18 protein-coding genes are annotated in these 17,664 nt (G+C 56.6%); 16 read left to right on the forward strand and 2 right to left on the reverse strand.

Annotated features, from left to right (window positions below; genetic code table 11):
• Nucleotides 1-49: 49 nt before the first annotated feature.
• Complete coding sequence (locus tag ACR0ES_RS17105; RefSeq protein ID WP_480484748.1) at nt 50-238, forward strand: integrase core domain-containing protein; 189 nt, start codon at nt 50-52, stop codon at nt 236-238.
• Between the two features lie 75 nt (nt 239-313).
• Here the strand turns inward: ACR0ES_RS17105 and ACR0ES_RS17110 are convergent, their stop codons facing one another.
• Both ACR0ES_RS17110 and ACR0ES_RS17115 read right to left on the reverse strand, forming a co-directional pair.
• Complete coding sequence (locus ACR0ES_RS17110) at nt 314-1,198, reverse strand: amidohydrolase family protein (protein WP_480488919.1); 885 nt, start codon at nt 1,196-1,198, stop codon at nt 314-316.
• Nucleotides 1,195-2,196, reverse strand: a complete 1,002-nt coding sequence (locus ACR0ES_RS17115; protein WP_480871398.1) for a nuclear transport factor 2 family protein — start codon at nt 2,194-2,196, stop codon at nt 1,195-1,197. The genes ACR0ES_RS17110 and ACR0ES_RS17115 overlap by 4 nt, the downstream gene beginning before the upstream one ends.
• 160 nt (nt 2,197-2,356) lie before the next feature.
• Here ACR0ES_RS17115 and ACR0ES_RS17120 point away from each other — a divergent pair, with 160 nt between their 5' ends.
• From ACR0ES_RS17120 to ACR0ES_RS17190, 15 genes are all read left to right on the forward strand, one after another.
• On the forward strand, nt 2,357-3,406 hold the full coding sequence (locus ACR0ES_RS17120; protein WP_480773474.1) for an ABC transporter ATP-binding protein: 1,050 nt from the start codon (nt 2,357-2,359) through the stop codon (nt 3,404-3,406).
• A gap of 82 nt (nt 3,407-3,488) precedes the next feature.
• The gene (locus ACR0ES_RS17125; protein WP_480773473.1) at nt 3,489-4,715 is read left to right on the forward strand and encodes an ABC transporter substrate-binding protein; all 1,227 of its coding nucleotides are present in this window, start codon (nt 3,489-3,491) and stop codon (nt 4,713-4,715) included.
• Between the two features lie 65 nt (nt 4,716-4,780).
• Nucleotides 4,781-5,809, forward strand: a complete 1,029-nt coding sequence (locus tag ACR0ES_RS17130; RefSeq protein WP_480488923.1) for a carbohydrate ABC transporter permease — start codon at nt 4,781-4,783, stop codon at nt 5,807-5,809.
• A 1-nt stretch (nt 5,810) separates the two neighbouring features.
• Nucleotides 5,811-6,692, forward strand: coding sequence for a carbohydrate ABC transporter permease (locus tag ACR0ES_RS17135; protein WP_209507350.1), 882 nt, complete (start codon nt 5,811-5,813; stop codon nt 6,690-6,692).
• 179 nt (nt 6,693-6,871) lie between these two features.
• Nucleotides 6,872-7,900, forward strand: a complete 1,029-nt coding sequence (locus ACR0ES_RS17140) for an ester cyclase (protein ID WP_480773472.1) — start codon at nt 6,872-6,874, stop codon at nt 7,898-7,900.
• Between the two features lie 132 nt (nt 7,901-8,032).
• Nucleotides 8,033-8,563 carry an ester cyclase gene (locus ACR0ES_RS17145; protein WP_480773471.1) on the forward strand — a complete coding sequence of 177 codons (531 nt, stop codon included), beginning with the start codon at nt 8,033-8,035 and terminating at the stop codon, nt 8,561-8,563.
• Nucleotides 8,564-8,574: 11 nt separating this feature from the next.
• Entirely contained in the window at nt 8,575-9,915 is a 1,341-nt protein-coding gene (hisD, locus tag ACR0ES_RS17150; RefSeq protein WP_480773470.1) for a histidinol dehydrogenase, read from the forward strand.
• Between the two features lie 83 nt (nt 9,916-9,998).
• The gene (locus tag ACR0ES_RS17155) at nt 9,999-11,048 is read left to right on the forward strand and encodes an ester cyclase (protein ID WP_480484717.1); all 1,050 of its coding nucleotides are present in this window, start codon (nt 9,999-10,001) and stop codon (nt 11,046-11,048) included.
• A 1-nt stretch (nt 11,049) separates the two neighbouring features.
• Nucleotides 11,050-11,817 (forward strand): SDR family NAD(P)-dependent oxidoreductase, encoded by a 768-nt coding sequence (locus ACR0ES_RS17160; RefSeq protein ID WP_480773469.1) that lies wholly within the window; start codon nt 11,050-11,052, stop codon nt 11,815-11,817.
• Entirely contained in the window at nt 11,817-12,836 is a 1,020-nt protein-coding gene (locus tag ACR0ES_RS17165) for a LacI family DNA-binding transcriptional regulator (protein WP_209599322.1), read from the forward strand. The genes ACR0ES_RS17160 and ACR0ES_RS17165 overlap by 1 nt, the downstream gene beginning before the upstream one ends.
• The gene (locus ACR0ES_RS17170; RefSeq protein WP_480488929.1) at nt 12,833-13,807 is read left to right on the forward strand and encodes a nuclear transport factor 2 family protein; all 975 of its coding nucleotides are present in this window, start codon (nt 12,833-12,835) and stop codon (nt 13,805-13,807) included. The genes ACR0ES_RS17165 and ACR0ES_RS17170 overlap by 4 nt, the downstream gene beginning before the upstream one ends.
• A gap of 151 nt (nt 13,808-13,958) precedes the next feature.
• Nucleotides 13,959-14,921, forward strand: coding sequence for a cupin domain-containing protein (locus tag ACR0ES_RS17175; RefSeq protein WP_480539873.1), 963 nt, complete (start codon nt 13,959-13,961; stop codon nt 14,919-14,921).
• A gap of 102 nt (nt 14,922-15,023) precedes the next feature.
• Entirely contained in the window at nt 15,024-16,148 is a 1,125-nt protein-coding gene (locus ACR0ES_RS17180; RefSeq protein WP_480773468.1) for a cobalamin-independent methionine synthase II family protein, read from the forward strand.
• Nucleotides 16,145-16,840 (forward strand): alpha/beta fold hydrolase, encoded by a 696-nt coding sequence (locus ACR0ES_RS17185; protein ID WP_480871399.1) that lies wholly within the window; start codon nt 16,145-16,147, stop codon nt 16,838-16,840. The genes ACR0ES_RS17180 and ACR0ES_RS17185 overlap by 4 nt, the downstream gene beginning before the upstream one ends.
• Nucleotides 16,837-17,532 carry an RraA family protein gene (locus tag ACR0ES_RS17190; RefSeq protein ID WP_480773466.1) on the forward strand — a complete coding sequence of 232 codons (696 nt, stop codon included), beginning with the start codon at nt 16,837-16,839 and terminating at the stop codon, nt 17,530-17,532. Before ACR0ES_RS17185 ends, ACR0ES_RS17190 begins: the two co-directional genes overlap by 4 nt.
• Nucleotides 17,533-17,664: the final 132 nt, after the last annotated feature.

Here is a 17,664-nt window from a genome sequence, read left to right on the forward strand (position 1 = left end):
CTCCCAACTGTCAGTTCGAGCGCATTTCTGCTAGCGCTCAAACGAACATATCTTCGGCAACCTGGCTGAAGCCCGAAAGATCATCAAAAACTGGAGGATTGACTACGATACACAGCGACCGCACATTTCTCTCGGCGGACTGGCACCAGCCGTTTACGCTAATCTTAACCGTACCGCCCGGCCTGCTTCGCTTGAGTTGCGCAACGGTTCCGCTCAGCAGGCCTTGACCGCAACCTAATCACGAGAAAGAAACGGGAACGGATTCTACATCCGATCGGCCCGGATCAAGGGGCCGAGTCATTGAATATCACTCTCAGGGCACCTCGAGATCATAGAAGTGTGCGGCGGTTTCTCTGAAAACCGCCGATTGTGCTTCAGCCGGAACCAGATCACGGTAAGCCTTTACCAGCGATGTGTAATTGCCATAGAGTTTGTCGACCGGGAAATTCGAGCCAAACATGACCCTTTTAGGTCCGAATTGTTCAAGGCAAATCTCCACGATCGGGCGAATACTCTCAGGCGCCCAGTTGTGATCGAACATGCCCAGACCTGAGAGCTTGCATGAGACGTGCGGCAGATCGGACAGCGCGCGCAATCTTTGAGCCCAGCTTTTCAGGCCCGCCGGAGTGCGGTCATATGGTGATCCGGCATGGCATAGAGCGACTCGTGTATTCGAGGCTTGAGCGAGAATTCGCGCGGTTTTTACGATCAAATCAGGAATGAGCTGCAGATCAAAGCTGAGGTCACGCCGTCCAGCCTCCTTCAGTCCGTCCAGAAACCGCGGATCGTCCAACAGGAAATTGGTTCCCGTCTGCGCGTCCTCTCCGGGTGCGCGCCCGACGATCTGGCGCACACCGCGTACAGTTGGAAGGGCCTGAAACGTATCAAGCTGGGCGTGTAGGTCAGCCGAGGTCAGGTCACAGAACACAACCTGCGCCATTGGCCAGTCTGGATTGGTTTCGGCGACAGCTTGAACCCACCGGGCTTCGTCCAGACCGTTTTTGGCCCCCACCTGGATATGGATCGAGGCACCGACTCCGCAGGGCGCGGCTTCGGACCGGAACTCGCGCAGCAGATAATCCCGTTGAATCGGCGTCGGGTCGCCAAAGAACCTTTCCACCCCGCGCGCCATCAGCCAGGGGTAGTTTACAGCTTCAAGGTCCCAAAGGTGGTGATGGGCATCGATCCAGCCGGTCATGTTCGCGGTACTTTCGACATGCGCCCCAAAATATCGACACCCTGTTGTTTCCAGAAGTGCAGCAGGTCAATGAAAACCCAGTTCTCGGCCAGCTTGTCACCCGCGCGACGATAGATGTCGATCACACGGAATTCACCGGTCTTGTCTGTGGCGGGCATACCCATGAACCCGCCGGTGGGCCGCGCCGTGAAATTCGGCCAGCCGAAAAAGCCGCCATAGTGACCCTCAGCCAAGCGGCAAATGTGCTTGGTCTTCGAGCGGTCCGTTAAGGATGCGCGGAACGGGCCTGAGTGCTGCTTTGCATAACGCTCAATCGTATAGGTCGCACCGATCCCGGCGGGCCCCCACCAAATCATGTCTTCGCTCCATGTCTGGCGCAATTCTTCCTCAAGGCTCAAGCCGCTGTTCCATTGGCCGAGATCGGAAATCATGGCATTGATCGTGTCGAGAGTTTTCTCGCCTTCTTCGGCAGGCTGCGGGCTGAACATCAACCCGTCATGCGTCATCGGTCCGGGTTGAACCAGATGGGCTGCAGTTTGAGGCGGGAAGGGCTGCAACCCGACCTGCATCATGAAATGCGGGATGTCGAAATACATCGCCGTTTCGGCGATCTTGCCATTCTCGATCTTGTTGAACTCACAATAGCGCAAAAACGCCATCTTGCCCGTGGGGGCGATGCCCAGCCACGCATTGTCGAACAGGCCCATCAGATGCCCCATTGAAACAACCCAGACCGAGGTGAATCCGTCCATCTCGTTTTTTCCGGCCATGAACACGTCCATCCGGCGCTGCATTTTCCTTAGACTTTGCTTCAGGGGACGCCAGAATGCCTGTGCTACGTCATGGGTGCCCCGAAGCTCATCAAACGGGTGGAAACCGCGCCACAGGTAGTCTTCTGTGCAGAACTCAGACAACGTGTTGGCGATATCCGATTCTTTTACGCTGCTGAGCGCCGAGTAGTAATCCAAGATGATCGCTTTTTGGATTTCATGGGACATTATTACTTTCTTTCAGTTCTTTAGTCGCTGTCATGGGGCGAGTTGCGAAGAAGATGAAGTCGATGTTTGCACACGCATGCAAAAAAAGCTTGCCAGATGTTTCTTTTGTTGTCTATGGTTTTGCAAGCGTATGCACGATGAGTGCAGCAGGGAGGACAGAATGGCCGAAATTCAACTTCGCAATGTTGGAAAGCGTTGGGGATCGTTTGTTGGAGTTGACAATTTTGACCTGACGATAGCCGACAAGGAATTCCTGGTACTTCTTGGGCCGTCAGGTTGCGGAAAGACCACGACAATGCGCATGATTGCTGGTCTCGAGGACGCGTCTGAGGGCGATATCCTGATCGATGGCGCCCGAGTAAATGACATGGAGCCCAAAGACCGCGATGTCGCGATGGTGTTCCAGTCATACGCGCTCTATCCGAATATGAATGTATATGAGAACATTCGCTTCCCGCTGAAAGTTCGCGGTATTGACCCTGCTACCCATGACGAAAAAGTGCGGCGCGCTTCGGCTATGGTCGAGCTGGATGACTTCCTGCACCGCAAACCGGCGGAACTGTCTGGCGGTCAGCGTCAGAGGGTTGCCCTGGCTCGTGCCATTGTGCGCGAGCCGAACGTGTTCCTGATGGACGAGCCACTATCTAACCTTGACGCAAAACTGCGCGTTTCTACCCGCGCGCAGATCAAGAACCTGAGCCACGAATTGGCGGTCACCACGATCTATGTGACCCACGACCAGATCGAGGCAATGACCTTGGCTGATCGGGTGGTGATCATGAAACAAGGTGTGGTTCAGCAGGTTGGCTCCCCAACCGATATTTACGATGAACCTGCAAATACATTTGTGGCCAGCTTCATCGGCAACCCGGCAATGAACCTTGTCGATGGCGAGGTTCAGGGTGGCGTGTTCCGCGCCCAAAGCACAGAGGTGCACGGGGTGAACGCGCCGGACGGTCCTATCACGCTGGGGTTTCGCGCCGAGGACGCAAATGTTGTGGAAAGTGACGGCGAGATCAACGCGCCGATCTATACGCAAGAGTTGTTGGGCGACAGCACCATGGTTTCGGTTCGGATCGGTGGTGCGCTGGTCTCGGTCAAGGCCGACAAAACCTATCGGGCCGAAATCGACGATCAGGTCTCTATTCATATCCATACCGATCACTGCCATCTGTTTGATGCGAAAACCGGGGCTCGCCTGGAGGGCTGAGAACCGCAAACCACACCCGTTGGGACGGGGTAATCTGGGTGCAGACTTCGAAGATGCACCATCCATCTAGGGAGGAATATTGATGTTTCTAAAGAAAATTGCATTGGCCGGCTCGGTAGCCGCCTTTGCCGCAAGCGCGGGATATGCCTGCGAAATCGGCGCACGTGTCAATATAGTCGGCAATGAATTTGCGGCCATCCAGGCCGTCGCAGCCGGAGCGAAGGAATGCACCGGGGCGTCGGTAGAATCCAACCTGACATCCGAGCACCAGACCATCAACGTGGCTGGCCTGTCGGGCAATCCGTCGGAATACACGACCGCAATCATCGCCAATAGTTCGGTTGTGGCACTGATGAACGAAGACGTTATTCGTCCGCTCAATGATCTGGTGGAAAAGTATGGTCAGGACCTGCAGCCTGGGCAGCTGATCAAGATTGGCGACAACATCATGGCTATCGCCTTCATGGCGAACGCGCAGCATCTGATGTACCGCAAGGACATCCTTGAGCAAGCCAGTGTGGAAGTCCCGACTACCTATGAGGAGATGCTCGAGGTGGCCGAGGCCATTCGTGCGCAGGGTATTATGCAAAACCCGGTTGGTGGAGCCTATGCATCGGGTTGGAACCTGGCGCAGGAATTTAACAATATGTTCCTTGGTTATGGCGGCAGCCATTTTAAACCCGGTACGGCCGAACCCAACGTGAATTCTGAGGCCGGTGTCAACGCCTTGAATATGATGAAGGCTTTGTCGGAATACATGAATCCCGACTTCCTGACTCATGACTCCAACGCTACCAATGCCGAATACCGTGCTGGCAACGTTGCAATCATGAATATGTGGGGTTCGCGCGCATCGCAGCAAACCACCACCGAAGGTGTGTTGCAGGAGGTAATCGACGGCCATGCGATTGGCGCGCCGCTGACAGTTGGTGGCGGAGATATCCCTGCAACGACCCTGTGGTGGGACGGTTGGACTGTCGGAAAGAACATCTCAGATGAAGAGGCCGAGGCCACATTCATTGCAATGAAACATGGCATCCGTCCTGACATGCTGAACGATGAAACCACGCCGTTGGCGGTCTGGCTGATTGAAGGCTACCAGCCGGGAAAAGATGCCGAGGGTGTGTTTGCTGCGGCCAAAATGGGCACACCACCCTATCCGATGCTACCGTACATGGGGCTCATGCACAGCGCACTTGGCAACGAACTTGCTGATTTCATGCAGGGCAAGGAAAGCGCGGAACAAGCGTTGGCTGATGTAGAAGCCGCCTATCGTGCCGCCGCCATCGAGCAAGGCTATCTGCAATAAGAAGCCTATTGCGCGGGTGCCTTTGATACCCACCCGCGCAATCCTACTCACGCGAGGATTGCAACATGCGCCATAAGACATTCCTTTGGTTCTTCCTGCCCACAGGACTCGCGATGCTGCTGTTCATTGCAATGCCAATTGTCTCGGTGGTGACTCAATCGATCTTCGCGCCCCACCCGGCCGTTCTGTTAGAGGTGGAAAACTGTACCCCGCTTATCGGATGCACAACTGAGACCACTGTTGATCAAGAGGCCACCGCGGCGCTTCGCGCCGAGCAACCTCTGGGCCGGTTTGTGGGATTGGACATTTACTTTAACCGAGGCCATCTGGCGATACAGGAAATTGGTCAAATCTGGGCCGCAAATGAAACATGGGGCGGCTTTTTCTCGGAACTCGGCAATTTGCCCTTTTACCGGGCGATGGCATTCACGCTGACCTTCGTTGCTGTCGTGACACCGCTCACAATTGTATTGGGGCTGGTGATTGCGCTGGCAGTAAACTCCCTGCACAGGCAACTCAAAGGTCTGATGATCTTTTTCTCTCTTCTGCCCATGATCGTGACCCCGCTGATCGGCTCGCTCATCCTGTTTTGGATGATTGACAGTCGCGGGGTGATCGGCAACGCCCTCGTATATCTTGCTGGAGATCCGGATTTCAGCCTGAAAGCATCAACAGGGCTGATGTGGGTAGCGCTGATGGTCTATGGTGTTTGGCACGCTGCGCCGTTTGCCTTTGTCGTGTTCTATGCTGGCCTGCAAACCTTGCCCCAAGACCAGATTGAGGCCGCCCAGATAGACGGGGCGACGCGCTGGCAGCAGGTCAAATTCGTGGTTGTGCCCCATCTCATGCCCCTGGTCACATTTGTTGCGCTGATCCAGTTGATGGACAATTTCAAGGTGTTTGAACCTATCATCGGCTTCAGTGCACAAGCGCATGCGCAATCACTCAGCACCTTCATCTTCTACGATCTCGGTGGCGAGACTCGGCAACTGTCTTCCGCTGCTGCTACCTCTGTGATGACGATTTTCGGGGTCGCAATTCTTCTGTCGCCCGTGCTTGTCCGCACCTGGCGCGATTTCAAAGGAGCAAGATAATATGGCCAGCCGCGCGCAAAGAATGCCTACAAGCCTTCGGATCGCCTCATCCCTGTTTGTGCTCCTATGGTTTATCCTGGCCGCCTTTCCGTTCCTCTGGACGGTTTGGGGGTCGTTCAAGGTCGAGCTGGATTTCTTCTCGATCGCTGACTGGACCAACGCCCTGACCGGTGCCCGAACCGAAGCGGTTTATGGCTCGCCGTTCACCACCACCGGATATGAGGGCGCATGGATTCAGGAAGAGTTCTGGCGCAATGTTCTGAACACCGGGATCGTCTGTTTCTTTGTTGTTACCATCTCACTGACTATCGGGACGTTAGGGGGCTATGCCCTTTCGCGGTCTACTTACAACTACACATTCTGGCTTTTGATCACGGCGTTAATTTTCCGTGCAATGCCGCCAATCACTCTGGTCTCGGGTTATCTGTTACCCTTCTTTGAATGGAATGTTTGGGGAATTCTTCCAACCACCATTATCGTGCTTGTGGCGATCAACCAGCCGTTCACTCTTTGGATGTTGCATTCCTTCTTCAAGAACATCCCGAGCGAGTTGGATGAAAGTGCCAAGGTCGACGGATGCAACCAGTTTCAGGCTTTCCGACGTGTGATCATTCCGGTGATGTGGCCAGGCGTCATCACGACCGGGCTGTTCTCGTTCCTTCTGGCCTATAACGACTTTGCCGTGGGGGCGATGCTGCTGTCTGAAAGCAACCGTACTATGGTGCCTGCCATTGCCGCATTCCTCGGTACAACGCAAACCGAGGGCAACGTGATGTTCGCTGTTGCAGCCGTGGTTTCAGCCACTGTTCCACTGTTCATACTGGTGATGTTCTTCCAGCGTCAGATCGTCGGCGGCCTGACCGCCGGGGCTGTGAAAGGCTGACATAAATGGGGCGCACTCATCCTCAGTCCGTATCTGCCCATGCGCACGCAGCCAGCCTGAACTTGGCTGCGCGCCGGGCCCGACGGCCGGGACGAATTCCATTTGCCATGATGCGCGCGGGTCCTCGTGCCTGCACACCGCCACAGCGAATAGGAAAACGTCCTAAAAAGGAAAGCGCCATGAACAAGCGCGCAAATCGCCCAGCGATGGGTATTGCTACCGGAACCACGTTTGAAAACAAACAGCTTTATCGTCAGTTTCTCGAAAGCTTTGATAAGGGCCTCGGCGAGACCATGGAGACGGCCGCCAGCGAGATTTTCGCCGCAACGGCCACTACCGAAGCGAGCCATCCGATCAATGCAGCCCCCGATGGCAACGGCTACGTCAGCTCTGTCATCTTGCCGATTTCAGAGGCGTTCGAGGGGCTCACCCGTCAGAACTATGTGGTCACAGGTGGCGAATACCTGGGAAGCGAGTGGGTCACCTCGACCGGGTATTTCCACGGTCATTTCAAGCGACCGCTTTGTGGTATTCCACCCAGCGGCAAACTGGCATTTCTGCGCTTTGGTGAATTCCACCGAATGGAAGATGGCAAGATCGTCGAATCCTATGTCTTTCTCGGCTTTGCCGAGTTGATCATCGCGCTTGGCCTCTGGCCGCTGGAACTGCAGGGCTATGAAGGTGTCGTGCCGGGTCCGGCAACGCATGACGGCATCGTCATTGGGCCTTCAGACTCAGCGCAGTCACGCGCCACAGCAGATCTGGTCGAGGACATGTTAAAACAGCTAACGACCGAGGACCAAAGCTGGCGGCCTTATTGGGATGACCGAATGGTGTGGTACGGTCCCGGCGGGCTGGGATCCTATGCCACGGTCGATGCCTTCGCCGATTTCCAATCCCCCTTCGAGGACACGTTCGAAGGCTGGGGTGACGGCAGGGACGCAGGCGTCACCGGGGTCGGCTCGAATTGCAAGGCCGGGGATGGCGACTATGCATTCCTGTGCGGCTGGCCGCAGATCACCGGCGTCCACGTCAAATCCTTCCTGGGCCTGGAGCCAACGGGAAAGCGCGTTTTTATGCGTGACTGCGACTGGTGGCGCTGCGCAGACGGCAAGATCATCGAGAACTGGTGCATGCTCGATATTCCACATCTGCTGTTGCAACTGGGTTACGACCTTTTTGCCCAAATTTCTGAACAGACCCGATGAGCTGTTCCGCCAGACATAACGCCATTGCGCGCCACCCGGCGCTCAACCGGATGCCAAGGGATTTTCTGACGGCCGACCAACCCTCCCCGTCCAGACAGAAAGCCCCTTGGTAACCATAAAAGGAAAAGACACATGAAGGGCTCCCGCCCCGAACAGGCCGTGCTGACACGTAACACGGACATGAGAAAAACCGACGAGACCCGCGCCGTGATCGAGGGGATGGTCGATGGTTTGAACGATCACCGCATCGACGATATCGGCGAATTCTTCGCAGAAGGGTTCCGCTGGATCGGCAACCGGGGCTGCGGCACCAAAACTGGGCTCAAGGAGTTTCAGAACAACTGGCAACGCCCGTTCCAGGCAGCGTTTTCTGATAAGATTTGCATCGATGAGGCCCGGCTTTACATGGGCGAATGGGCTGCGGCCTTTGGCCGACAGGAGGCAACTCATTCGGGCGAGTTCCTGGGCATCGCTCCGACGGGAAAGCGGGTCGAGATCCGGTACATGGATTTCTGGAAAGTCGTCGATGGCAAGATCGTTGACAACTGGGTGAACGTCGATTTCGCCCATGTCGCCGCGCAGCTTGGCGTTGATCTGTTCAATGGTGAAGGCTGGGAAGCATTTGACCGGGGAGAAAAAACTCCACCCCGGCCCGAAAACTGAGGATAGAGACAATGGCTATTGAATACCTGAAACGCGGCAAACCTGAAGCTGATCGGGCGGAAGACGATGCCAAAACCCGAGCTGTTGTCGAAGCAACGCTGGCGGATATCGAAACCCGCGGCGATACCGCTGTGCGCGAGCTGTCAGAGAAGTTCGACAACTACTCGCCGGAAAGCTTCCGCCTGAGCCAGGATCAGATCGACGAGTTGATCAACTCGCTGACTGAACGCGAACTGGCCGATATCAAATTCGCGCAGAAGCAAGTGACGAACTTTGCGCAGGCACAACGCGACTCGATGCTGGATATCGAGGTTGAAACTCTGCCAGGAGTGATCCTTGGTCACAAGAACATCCCTGTTCAGTCAGTGGGATGCTATGTCCCCGGTGGCAAATTCCCGATGGTGGCTTCGGCGCATATGTCAGTGGCAACTGCCAAGGTCGCCGGTGTTCCGCGCATCATAGCTTGTACCCCACCCTTCCAAGGCAAACCCAATGCGGCCGTGATCGCAGCGATGCATCTAGGAGGCGCGCATGAGATCTATGTTATGGGCGGTATCCAGGCCATCGGTGCCATGGCGATAGGGACTGAGACCATTGATCCGGTTCACATGCTGGTTGGCCCCGGCAACGCCTTTGTGGCCGAAGCCAAGCGCCAGCTGTTTGGCCGGGTGGGCATCGACCTGTTCGCGGGTCCGACCGAGACGATGGTCATCGCCGACGAAACCGCAGCGGATGCGGAGCTCTGTGCGACCGATTTGCTGGGACAGGCCGAGCATGGCTATAACAGCCCCTGCGTTCTGGTCACCAACTCGCGCAAACTGGCCGAAGAGACACTGAGCGAGATCGACCGTATCCTCGAGATCCTACCCACCGCCGGCACTGCCAAGGTCAGTTGGGAGGAATACGGCGAGGTCATCGTCTGCGACACCTATGACGAGATGCTTCAAGTGGCCGATGACATCGCGTCAGAGCATGTGCAGGTCATGACTGACCGCGACGACTGGTTCCTGGAAAACATGACCTGCTATGGCGCGCTGTTCCTTGGTCCGCGCACCAACGTGGCCAACGGCGACAAGGTGATCGGTACCAACCATACACTGCCGACCAAAAAGGCCGGGCGCTATACCGGCGGGCTCTGGGTCGGCAAATTCATGAAAACCCACAGCTATCAGAAGGTCGTCACTGATGAGGCCGCAGCGATGATCGGCGAATACGGCTCACGTCTGTGTATGCTGGAAGGCTTTGTCGGCCATGCCGAACAATGCAACATCCGTGTCCGGCGTTATGGGGGCATCAACGTGCCCTATGGTGAAGGCGCACCATACCGCGAGACGGCCGATGCGACTTCGTAAGCGTGACGAATCTTGCGCAGGGATTCGACCGGGGCCCTACAGAATTTTTTGGATAAGAAGTTAAAATAATGCGAGATTTCGCAATGGATACTCACTCTACCCACAAGGTCCTGATCGCGCCCCTGCGCGAGGCAATGTATAAATTCGACGAAGCCGGAGTACGAGCGGCGCTGGAGGCGGTGATTGCGCCCGATGCTGCCATCCACATGTTGTATCCATTCGGAGATCTGACCGGCCCGCAGGAACTCTATGACACCTGTTACGCGCCACTTCTGAAATCCATGCCCGATCTTGAGCGTCGCGATTGGATCGTCATGGGTGGTCGGACAGAACAGGGCAACGACTGGGTTGGCTGCGGCGGCCACTACTTCGGCACCTTCGTCGCCCCCTGGCTGGACATCCCGCCGACCGGGCATCTGACCCACATGCGGTTCCACGAATTCTACCGCTTTGAAAATGGCAAGGTTGTCGAGATTCAGGCACTCTGGGACGTTCCCGAAGTCATGATGCAGGCGAATGCCTGGCCAATGGCCCCGTCTCTGGGGCTGGAGTTCTGCATTCCCGGCCCGGCGACTCTGGATGGCGTTGTGTCCGGACCGTGGGATGAGGTGAAATCTCTGGCCTCGTGCAATCATATCGTCGACATGCTGAAACATCTTGAGAAACACCCCAGCCAGGGTGGGCCCGAAGTGATGGAGATGGAGCGGTTCTGGCATCCGCGCATGAACTGGTACGGTCCCGCAGGGATCGGGACAGCGCGCGGTATCGCGGGATTCCGCAACTGGCACCAGATTCCATTCCTCAACGGAATGCCCGATCGTGGTCAGTATGCCGACGAGATCACCTTTCACTTTTTTGGTGATGGCGACTACGCCGCTGTGACCGGCTGGCCGAACATGATCCAGACCGTCACCCATGACGGCTGGATGGGGATTGCGCCTTCGGGCAAACGGATCACTTTGAAGTCACTTGATTTCTGGCGTCTGGAAGGTGGGCTGATCCGCGAGAATTGGGTGTTGGTCGATCTGCTGGATGTGTATCGGCAATTGGGCGTAGATGTTTTTGCCCGACTGCGTGAGTTCAATAAGGCACGTGTACCCGGCACCATCCCATTCCCGGTCGGCGAGGTCTGATATGCCACATTTTCCCAGCACCCCCAGTTTCGACCTGAGCGGCAAGCGAGCTTTGGTCGCCGGAGCCTCGTCGGGCATAGGCATGGCCTGCGCTGTGGCGCTGGCGGAACATGGTGCTGAGGTCACTTTGGCGGCGCGCCGTGCTGGTGCGCTTCAGGATATTGCAAAAGATATGTCGGCGCAGGGTTGGTCTGCCAGGGTTCTGGAACTGGATGTTTCGGACGTGGCGGCAACCGCTGAAGCCGTGGCGCAAAATGGGCCGTTCGATATTCTGCTGAACTCAGCTGGGCTTGCCCGACACAGCAAGGCCGTGGAAACACAGCCGGAAGATTTCGATGCGGTGATAGGCGTCAATGTCAAAGGTGCTTATTTCCTGACCCAGGCTGTTGCCAAAGGCCTTCTCGACGCTGGCCGCCCCGGTTCGCTGATCAATATCTCTAGCCAGATGGGCCATGTTGGTGGTCGCGAACGCGCGGTTTATTGTGCGTCGAAATTCGCGGTCGAAGGCTTCACCAAGGCGATGGCGCTTGAGTTGGGACCGTCAAAGATCCGGGTTAACACGATTTGCCCCACCTTCATTCTGACGGATCTGACAAAGTCGACTTTTGACGATCCGGACAAGCGGGCCTGGATTCTGGACAAGATTAAACTGGGTCGCCCCGGAGAGGTTGAAGACATAATGGGGGCGGTGGTTTATCTGGCCTCGGATGCATCGTCGCTGGTGACGGGCACGGCATTGATGGTTGACGGAGGTTGGACGGCAGACTGATGGCGACACAAAAAGTTACATCACTGGAAGTTGCCCGTCTCGCCGGGGTCAGCCAATCTGCGGTCAGCCGTGTGTTCACCCCCGGCGCGTCTGCGTCGAAAAAAACCGTTGAAAAGGTGCGCAAGGCGGCCAAGGAACTGGGCTATCGCCCGAACGTTCTGGCCCGCGCTGTAGTGTCCGGGAAAAGCCGGATCATCGGGCTTGTCGTGGCCTATCTGAACAACCAGTTCTATCCCGAGGCGCTGGAGAAGCTGACAAACACGTTACAGGAACGTGGATACCACGTGCTGATATTCATGGCCTCGCATGAATCTGGAAACATCGACAATGTGGTCGAGGAAATACTCGACTTTCAGGTCGAAGGGATTATCGCCGCTTCGGTGGCTTTGTCCTCAGATTTGTCAGACCGCTGCCGAACGGCCGGTATACCGATGGTGTTGTTCAATCGGGCACAAGACGACACGGCGATGTCGTCAGTTACATCTGACAACGTTGCCGGTGGTCGAAAGGCTGCCGAGTTCTTGTTGGCAGCTGGGCACCAAAAGATCGGATATATCGCCGGGTGGGAAGGAGCTTCGACCCAGCGTGACCGCGAAACAGGGTTTGTTGCGACCTTGCAGAAAGCCGGGGTTACGCTGCACGCCCGCGAAGTAGGAAACTTTTCGACGGAAGAAGCCCGGCAAGCCACGCTGCGGATGTTCGAAGCCGATCCGCCTGATGCGGTGTTTGTCGCCAACGATCACATGGCCGTTTCCGTGATGGACACGCTGCGGTTCGAATTGGGGCTGAATGTTCCGGGCGACGTTTCGGTCATCGGGTATGACGATGTCACTGTCGCCTCATGGCCAGCCTACAACCTGACCACCATTCGACAGCCCGCCAATCGCATGGTCACGGAAACTGTCGATATTCTGCTCGGCAAGATCGAGGACCCCGATGCCGGCCCGCGTCGGGTCGAGATTGACGGACCGCTAATTGTGCGCGGCTCCGCCCGCATACCTGAAGGATGGAAGACATGAAGGGATTTGATCCCAAGTTCAAAGATTTCCCCGACTACATAATCGGGATTACCAAAGAAATCTGGGAAGATCGTGGCATTGCCACGCTGCACGACTATTACGCCCCGGACATCGTCGTGCGATCACCTGGGTCGGTGGTTGTCGGAAACCAGAATGTCATTGCTGCCACTATGGCAACTCTGGCAGAATTCCCTGATCGAACGCTGTTGGGTGAGGATGTGATCTGGTCGGGAACGCCGGAAGAGGGCATGCTGTCGTCGCATCGCCTTTTGTCCACAGCGACCCATCTGGGTGACGGTGTGTATGGCAAGGCGACCGGCAAGAAACTGGTCTACCGCATTTTAGCCGACTGCCACGCCATCAACAACCAGATCAACGATGAGTGGCTCATCCGCGACCAGAGCGCGATCGTGCAGCAGATGGGTTGGGACCCCAAGGAATATGCCCGCGATCTGATCGCGCGCGAGGGTGGGGCTGACGCCTGCGTGCAACCTTTCACACCGGCGAACGATCAGCCCGGCCCCTATAAAGGCCGTGGCAATGACAATGAATGGGGCCAGAAATACGCGGATATCCTGACCCGGATCATGAATGCCGATATGAGGGTGATCGAGGCTGAATACGACCGCGCTGTTCTGTCAGAATATCCCGGGGGCAAGACCGGCCACAGTTGGGGGCCGGTTGATCGGTTCTGGATGGGCCTGCGCGCGGCGTTCCCACGTGCCGAATTCAAGATCCACCACCAGATCGGCCGTGATGACCCGATGATGCCGCCGCGCGCCGCGATCCGCTGGTCTTTGCATGGCACACATGACGGCTGGGGCGTGTTCGGTGTGCCCACAGGGGCCGAGGTCTTTGTGCTGGGCATCAGCCAGGCCGAGTTCGGTCCATGGGGTCTGCGCAAGGAATACACCTTGTTTGACGAAACCTCGATCTGGAAACAGATTCTTCTGAAAACCGGCGATCTCTAGAATGTCGCACCGTATCTCAAATCTGGATGCCGGGCAGGCGTTGCGGCGGTACCACGCCCATCGCGCCAGCCTGCGCGCCCGGCGACTGAACAATCGTCCGCCGGGTGGTTTGGTTTGATCCGATCAAACCCAAATCAAAAGGAGAAAAGATATGAGTACCATCGAAAGCCGCATCGTCCGTTATGGCGAACTGAAGCCATGTAAAACCGCGTTCATCGACGCGCACACTCCGGGCTCGAACCAGAAAGAAAATTTTACCATCATTGGCGGTGGGGTCAGCGAAAGCCCGGATCAGCACGTCCACATCACCGACAAGATCGGGTTCAACATCGGTGCAGCGGGTCAACCGCCGAAATGCCGCAACTCGCTGCACAGCCACACCACCGCCGAGGTGTTCTTTGTTGCTAAAGGTCGATGGCGGTTCTTCTGGGGTCGTTATGGCACGGCTGGCGAGTTCATCGCCGAAGAAGGCGACATCTTCAACATCCCGACCGGGATCTTCCGCGGCTTCGAGAATGTCGGCCAGGACTATGGGATGATCATGTCGATGCTTGGTGGCGACGATGCCGGTGGCGGCGTGACCTGGGCTCCGCAAGTCATTCAGGATGCGCAGGCCCATGGCCTGATGTTGGGCAATAACGGCGTCCTTTACGATAGCAAAAAGGGTGAGGAACTGCCACACTATGTGCAGCCGATGCCGCTACTGACCGAGGAAGAGCTGAAAGCCTACCCTGAGGTTCCCGTTGATGCGGTGATCGGCAAATACGTCGCTCGCTACTGGGACCTGATGGCGCTGGCGGCGGACAAACCTGCGGTTGTGATCGGTGAAAATGGCCTGATCAAAGACAAGCCCGGTTTCGAGGTTGATTTTTTGACGCGCGGTTCGGCTGTGGCTGAACTGGTCAAGGCGGACAAACCCGTGGTTCTGATGCCGGCGAGTGGCCATTGGCGCATCAAAATCAATGAGGTCGAGGTTACCCTGTCCAACGGTGATACCGCTCTGGTTCTGCCCGGTGAAAGCTACAGCGCTGAACCGTCTATGACCGGGCAAGCGGGTCTGTACCGGATCACCGCAACCGACGACCCTGCTGGGGCGACTTGGACAGGAGAATAACGCCGAAATTACACGTCCCGGTTTCAATCGGGGCGCGCGCAGCACATCCATCGCCGGCTTTCCGGCCCGGCGATGGACCTAGATTTGAATGGAGATCCTAACATGACCCGCGTTTCAACCACCCATGTGGGAAGTCTGCCACGAAATCAGGAGGTCGTTGACTTCATCTTTGCTCGCGAGCGAGAGGAACCGTTCGATCAGGCTGCATTTGACGCCTGCATGACCGCGGCCGTGTCCGAAACCGTGCGGAAACAAGTCAAGGCTGGGGTAGATATCGCCTCGGACGGTGAGACCTCAAAGATCTCTTACGCCACTTACGTCAAGGACCGCTATACCGGCTTTGCAGGTGACAGCGCGCGCAATGCGCCAGCTGACCTCAAGATGTTTCCGGGCTTTCTGCAACGATTGGCCGATGACGGTGGAACGCCCCAGTATGCTCGACCCATGTGTGTGGGCGAGGTGCGCTCAAAAGGGCAAGGTGAGCTGCAGAAGGACATCGACAATCTCAAAGCCGCGATGGCCGAGCACGGGGTCGAGCGCGGTTTTATGAACGCCGCCAGCCCCGGAGTTATTTCCCTGTTTCTGCAAAATGATTTCTATCCGACGCGCGAGGCCTATCTGGCCGCGCTGGCCGATGCGATGAAGGAAGAATATGAGACCATCGTTGGTGCGGGTCTGGATCTGCAATTGGACTGCCCCGATCTGGCCCTGTCGCGCCATATGCTGTTCACCGATCTGTCCGACGACGAGTTCGTGAAAATCGCCAACATGCATGTTGAGGCATTGAACCACGCATTGCAGAATGTCCCATCTGACAAAGTGCGTGTCCATATCTGCTGGGGCAACTACGAGGGGCCGCATTGCTGCGACATCGGCATGGACAAGGTGTTTTCGACGCTGATGTCGACCAAATCGCGCTATGTGCTGTTCGAAACCTCTAACCCGCGACACGCGCATGAATGGACGGTGTTCCGTGACCGCAAGGGTGAAATTCCGGGTGACAAGGTTCTTGTGCCCGGTGTGGTGGACACCACGACGAATTTTGTCGAACACCCGGAACTGATTGCTCAGCGTACCGAGCGGTTTACGAACATAGTTGGAAATGAGCGTGTAATCGCCGGATCAGATTGCGGCTTTGGCACCTTTGCGGGCTTTGGTGCGGTAGATCCGGATATCGCCTACGCCAAGCTGGGCGCGCTTGCCGAAGGGGCTGCCCTGGTCAAATGACGCCGCTTATCCTCCTGCCCGGAATGATGTGCGATGCGCGGTTGTTCGCACCGCAGATTGACGCTTTGTCAGGCAAATACCCGATCCTGTGCGCACCAATCGGAGGACAGGACACAATGCAGGCGCTGGCCGCCGATGTGTTAGCCTATGCGCCCGAACGCTTTGCTCTGGCGGGACTCTCGATGGGTGGCATTGTGGGGATGGAAATCCTGCGTCAGGCACCGGACCGTGTGGCTGGTTTGGCGTTGATGGACACGAACCCGCTTGCTGATTTGGACGAGGTCAAAGCCAGGCGCGGCCCTCAGATCGATGCGGTCGGACGTGGCAACCTACGCAAGGTCATAGCCGAAGAGATGAAACCGAACTACCTGACTGAAGGTCCGCGCCGCGCCGCCATTCTGGACCTGTGCATGGATATGGCCATGGATCTTGGCCCGGACGTTTTTGTCAATCAATCTAAAGCTCTGCGTGATCGCCCTGACCAGAGCAACACTCTGCGCAACTTCACCGACGCAGCACTCATTCTCTGCGGGCGCGACGATGCCCTGTGCCCTGTTTCAAGGCATGAATTGATGCACGATCTGATGCCACAGAGCCGGTTGGAAATCATAGAAAACGCCGGCCACCTGCCGACACTGGAACAACCGCGACAAACAACGGCGGCTTTGATCCGCTGGCTGGAGTTGATATGAACCAATCCTTGCTGGACCTGCTGAAAAAGATCGACACGCCGACTGTTTGTAACGCAATCGAAGTGGCGCAGGGCAAGCGCGGATTCAATGAATTCACCCGGGGCACGATGTTATGTTCTGATCCCGATGCGGGCGCGATGGTTGGATATGCCCGTACCGCGAAGATTGCCGCCGTGAACCCGCCGTCAGAACCGCCTGAGGAGATCCGCCAACGTCGGATGGATTATTACAGGCATATGGCAACTGGGAGCGACCCGGCTGTCACCGTGGTTGAGGATTTGGATTATCCAGATTGCATCGGCGCCTTTTGGGGTGAGATCAATACGACGATCCACAAGGGCTTCGGCATCAGTGGTGCGCTGACCAACGGGGTAATGCGCGACCTGGGCGATCTACCCGGTAACTTCCCGGTTGTTGCCGGGTCAATCGGGCCCAGTCACGGGTTCGTACATGTGCGCAAAATCGGCACCTCGGTTTCTATCTTTGGTCTGAAGATCCAGAACGGCGATCTTGTGCACGCGGACCGTCATGGTGCGCTGGTTATCCCGCCCGAAGTCGTGGGCAAGCTTGAACGGGCGATCATCAAATTGCTTGAAACCGAAAAACTGATTCTGGATCCCGCCCGCGCAACCGGGTTCGATTTCGATGCCTTCGAAAAAGCATGGGCGGCGTTTGAAGCCTCTCGGACTTAAACTTGCGATCTGTATTCCCCGGTTCTGAAGGTGTAGACCCCGCTGGGATCTGTTGCAAATCTTCGACTTCAATATTCCGATATCCATTCACTCGAAGCACTTATGAGCGTCAACAGTCAAAGGTTTGCAACA

Source organism: Ruegeria sp. N7 (genome assembly GCF_056531345.1).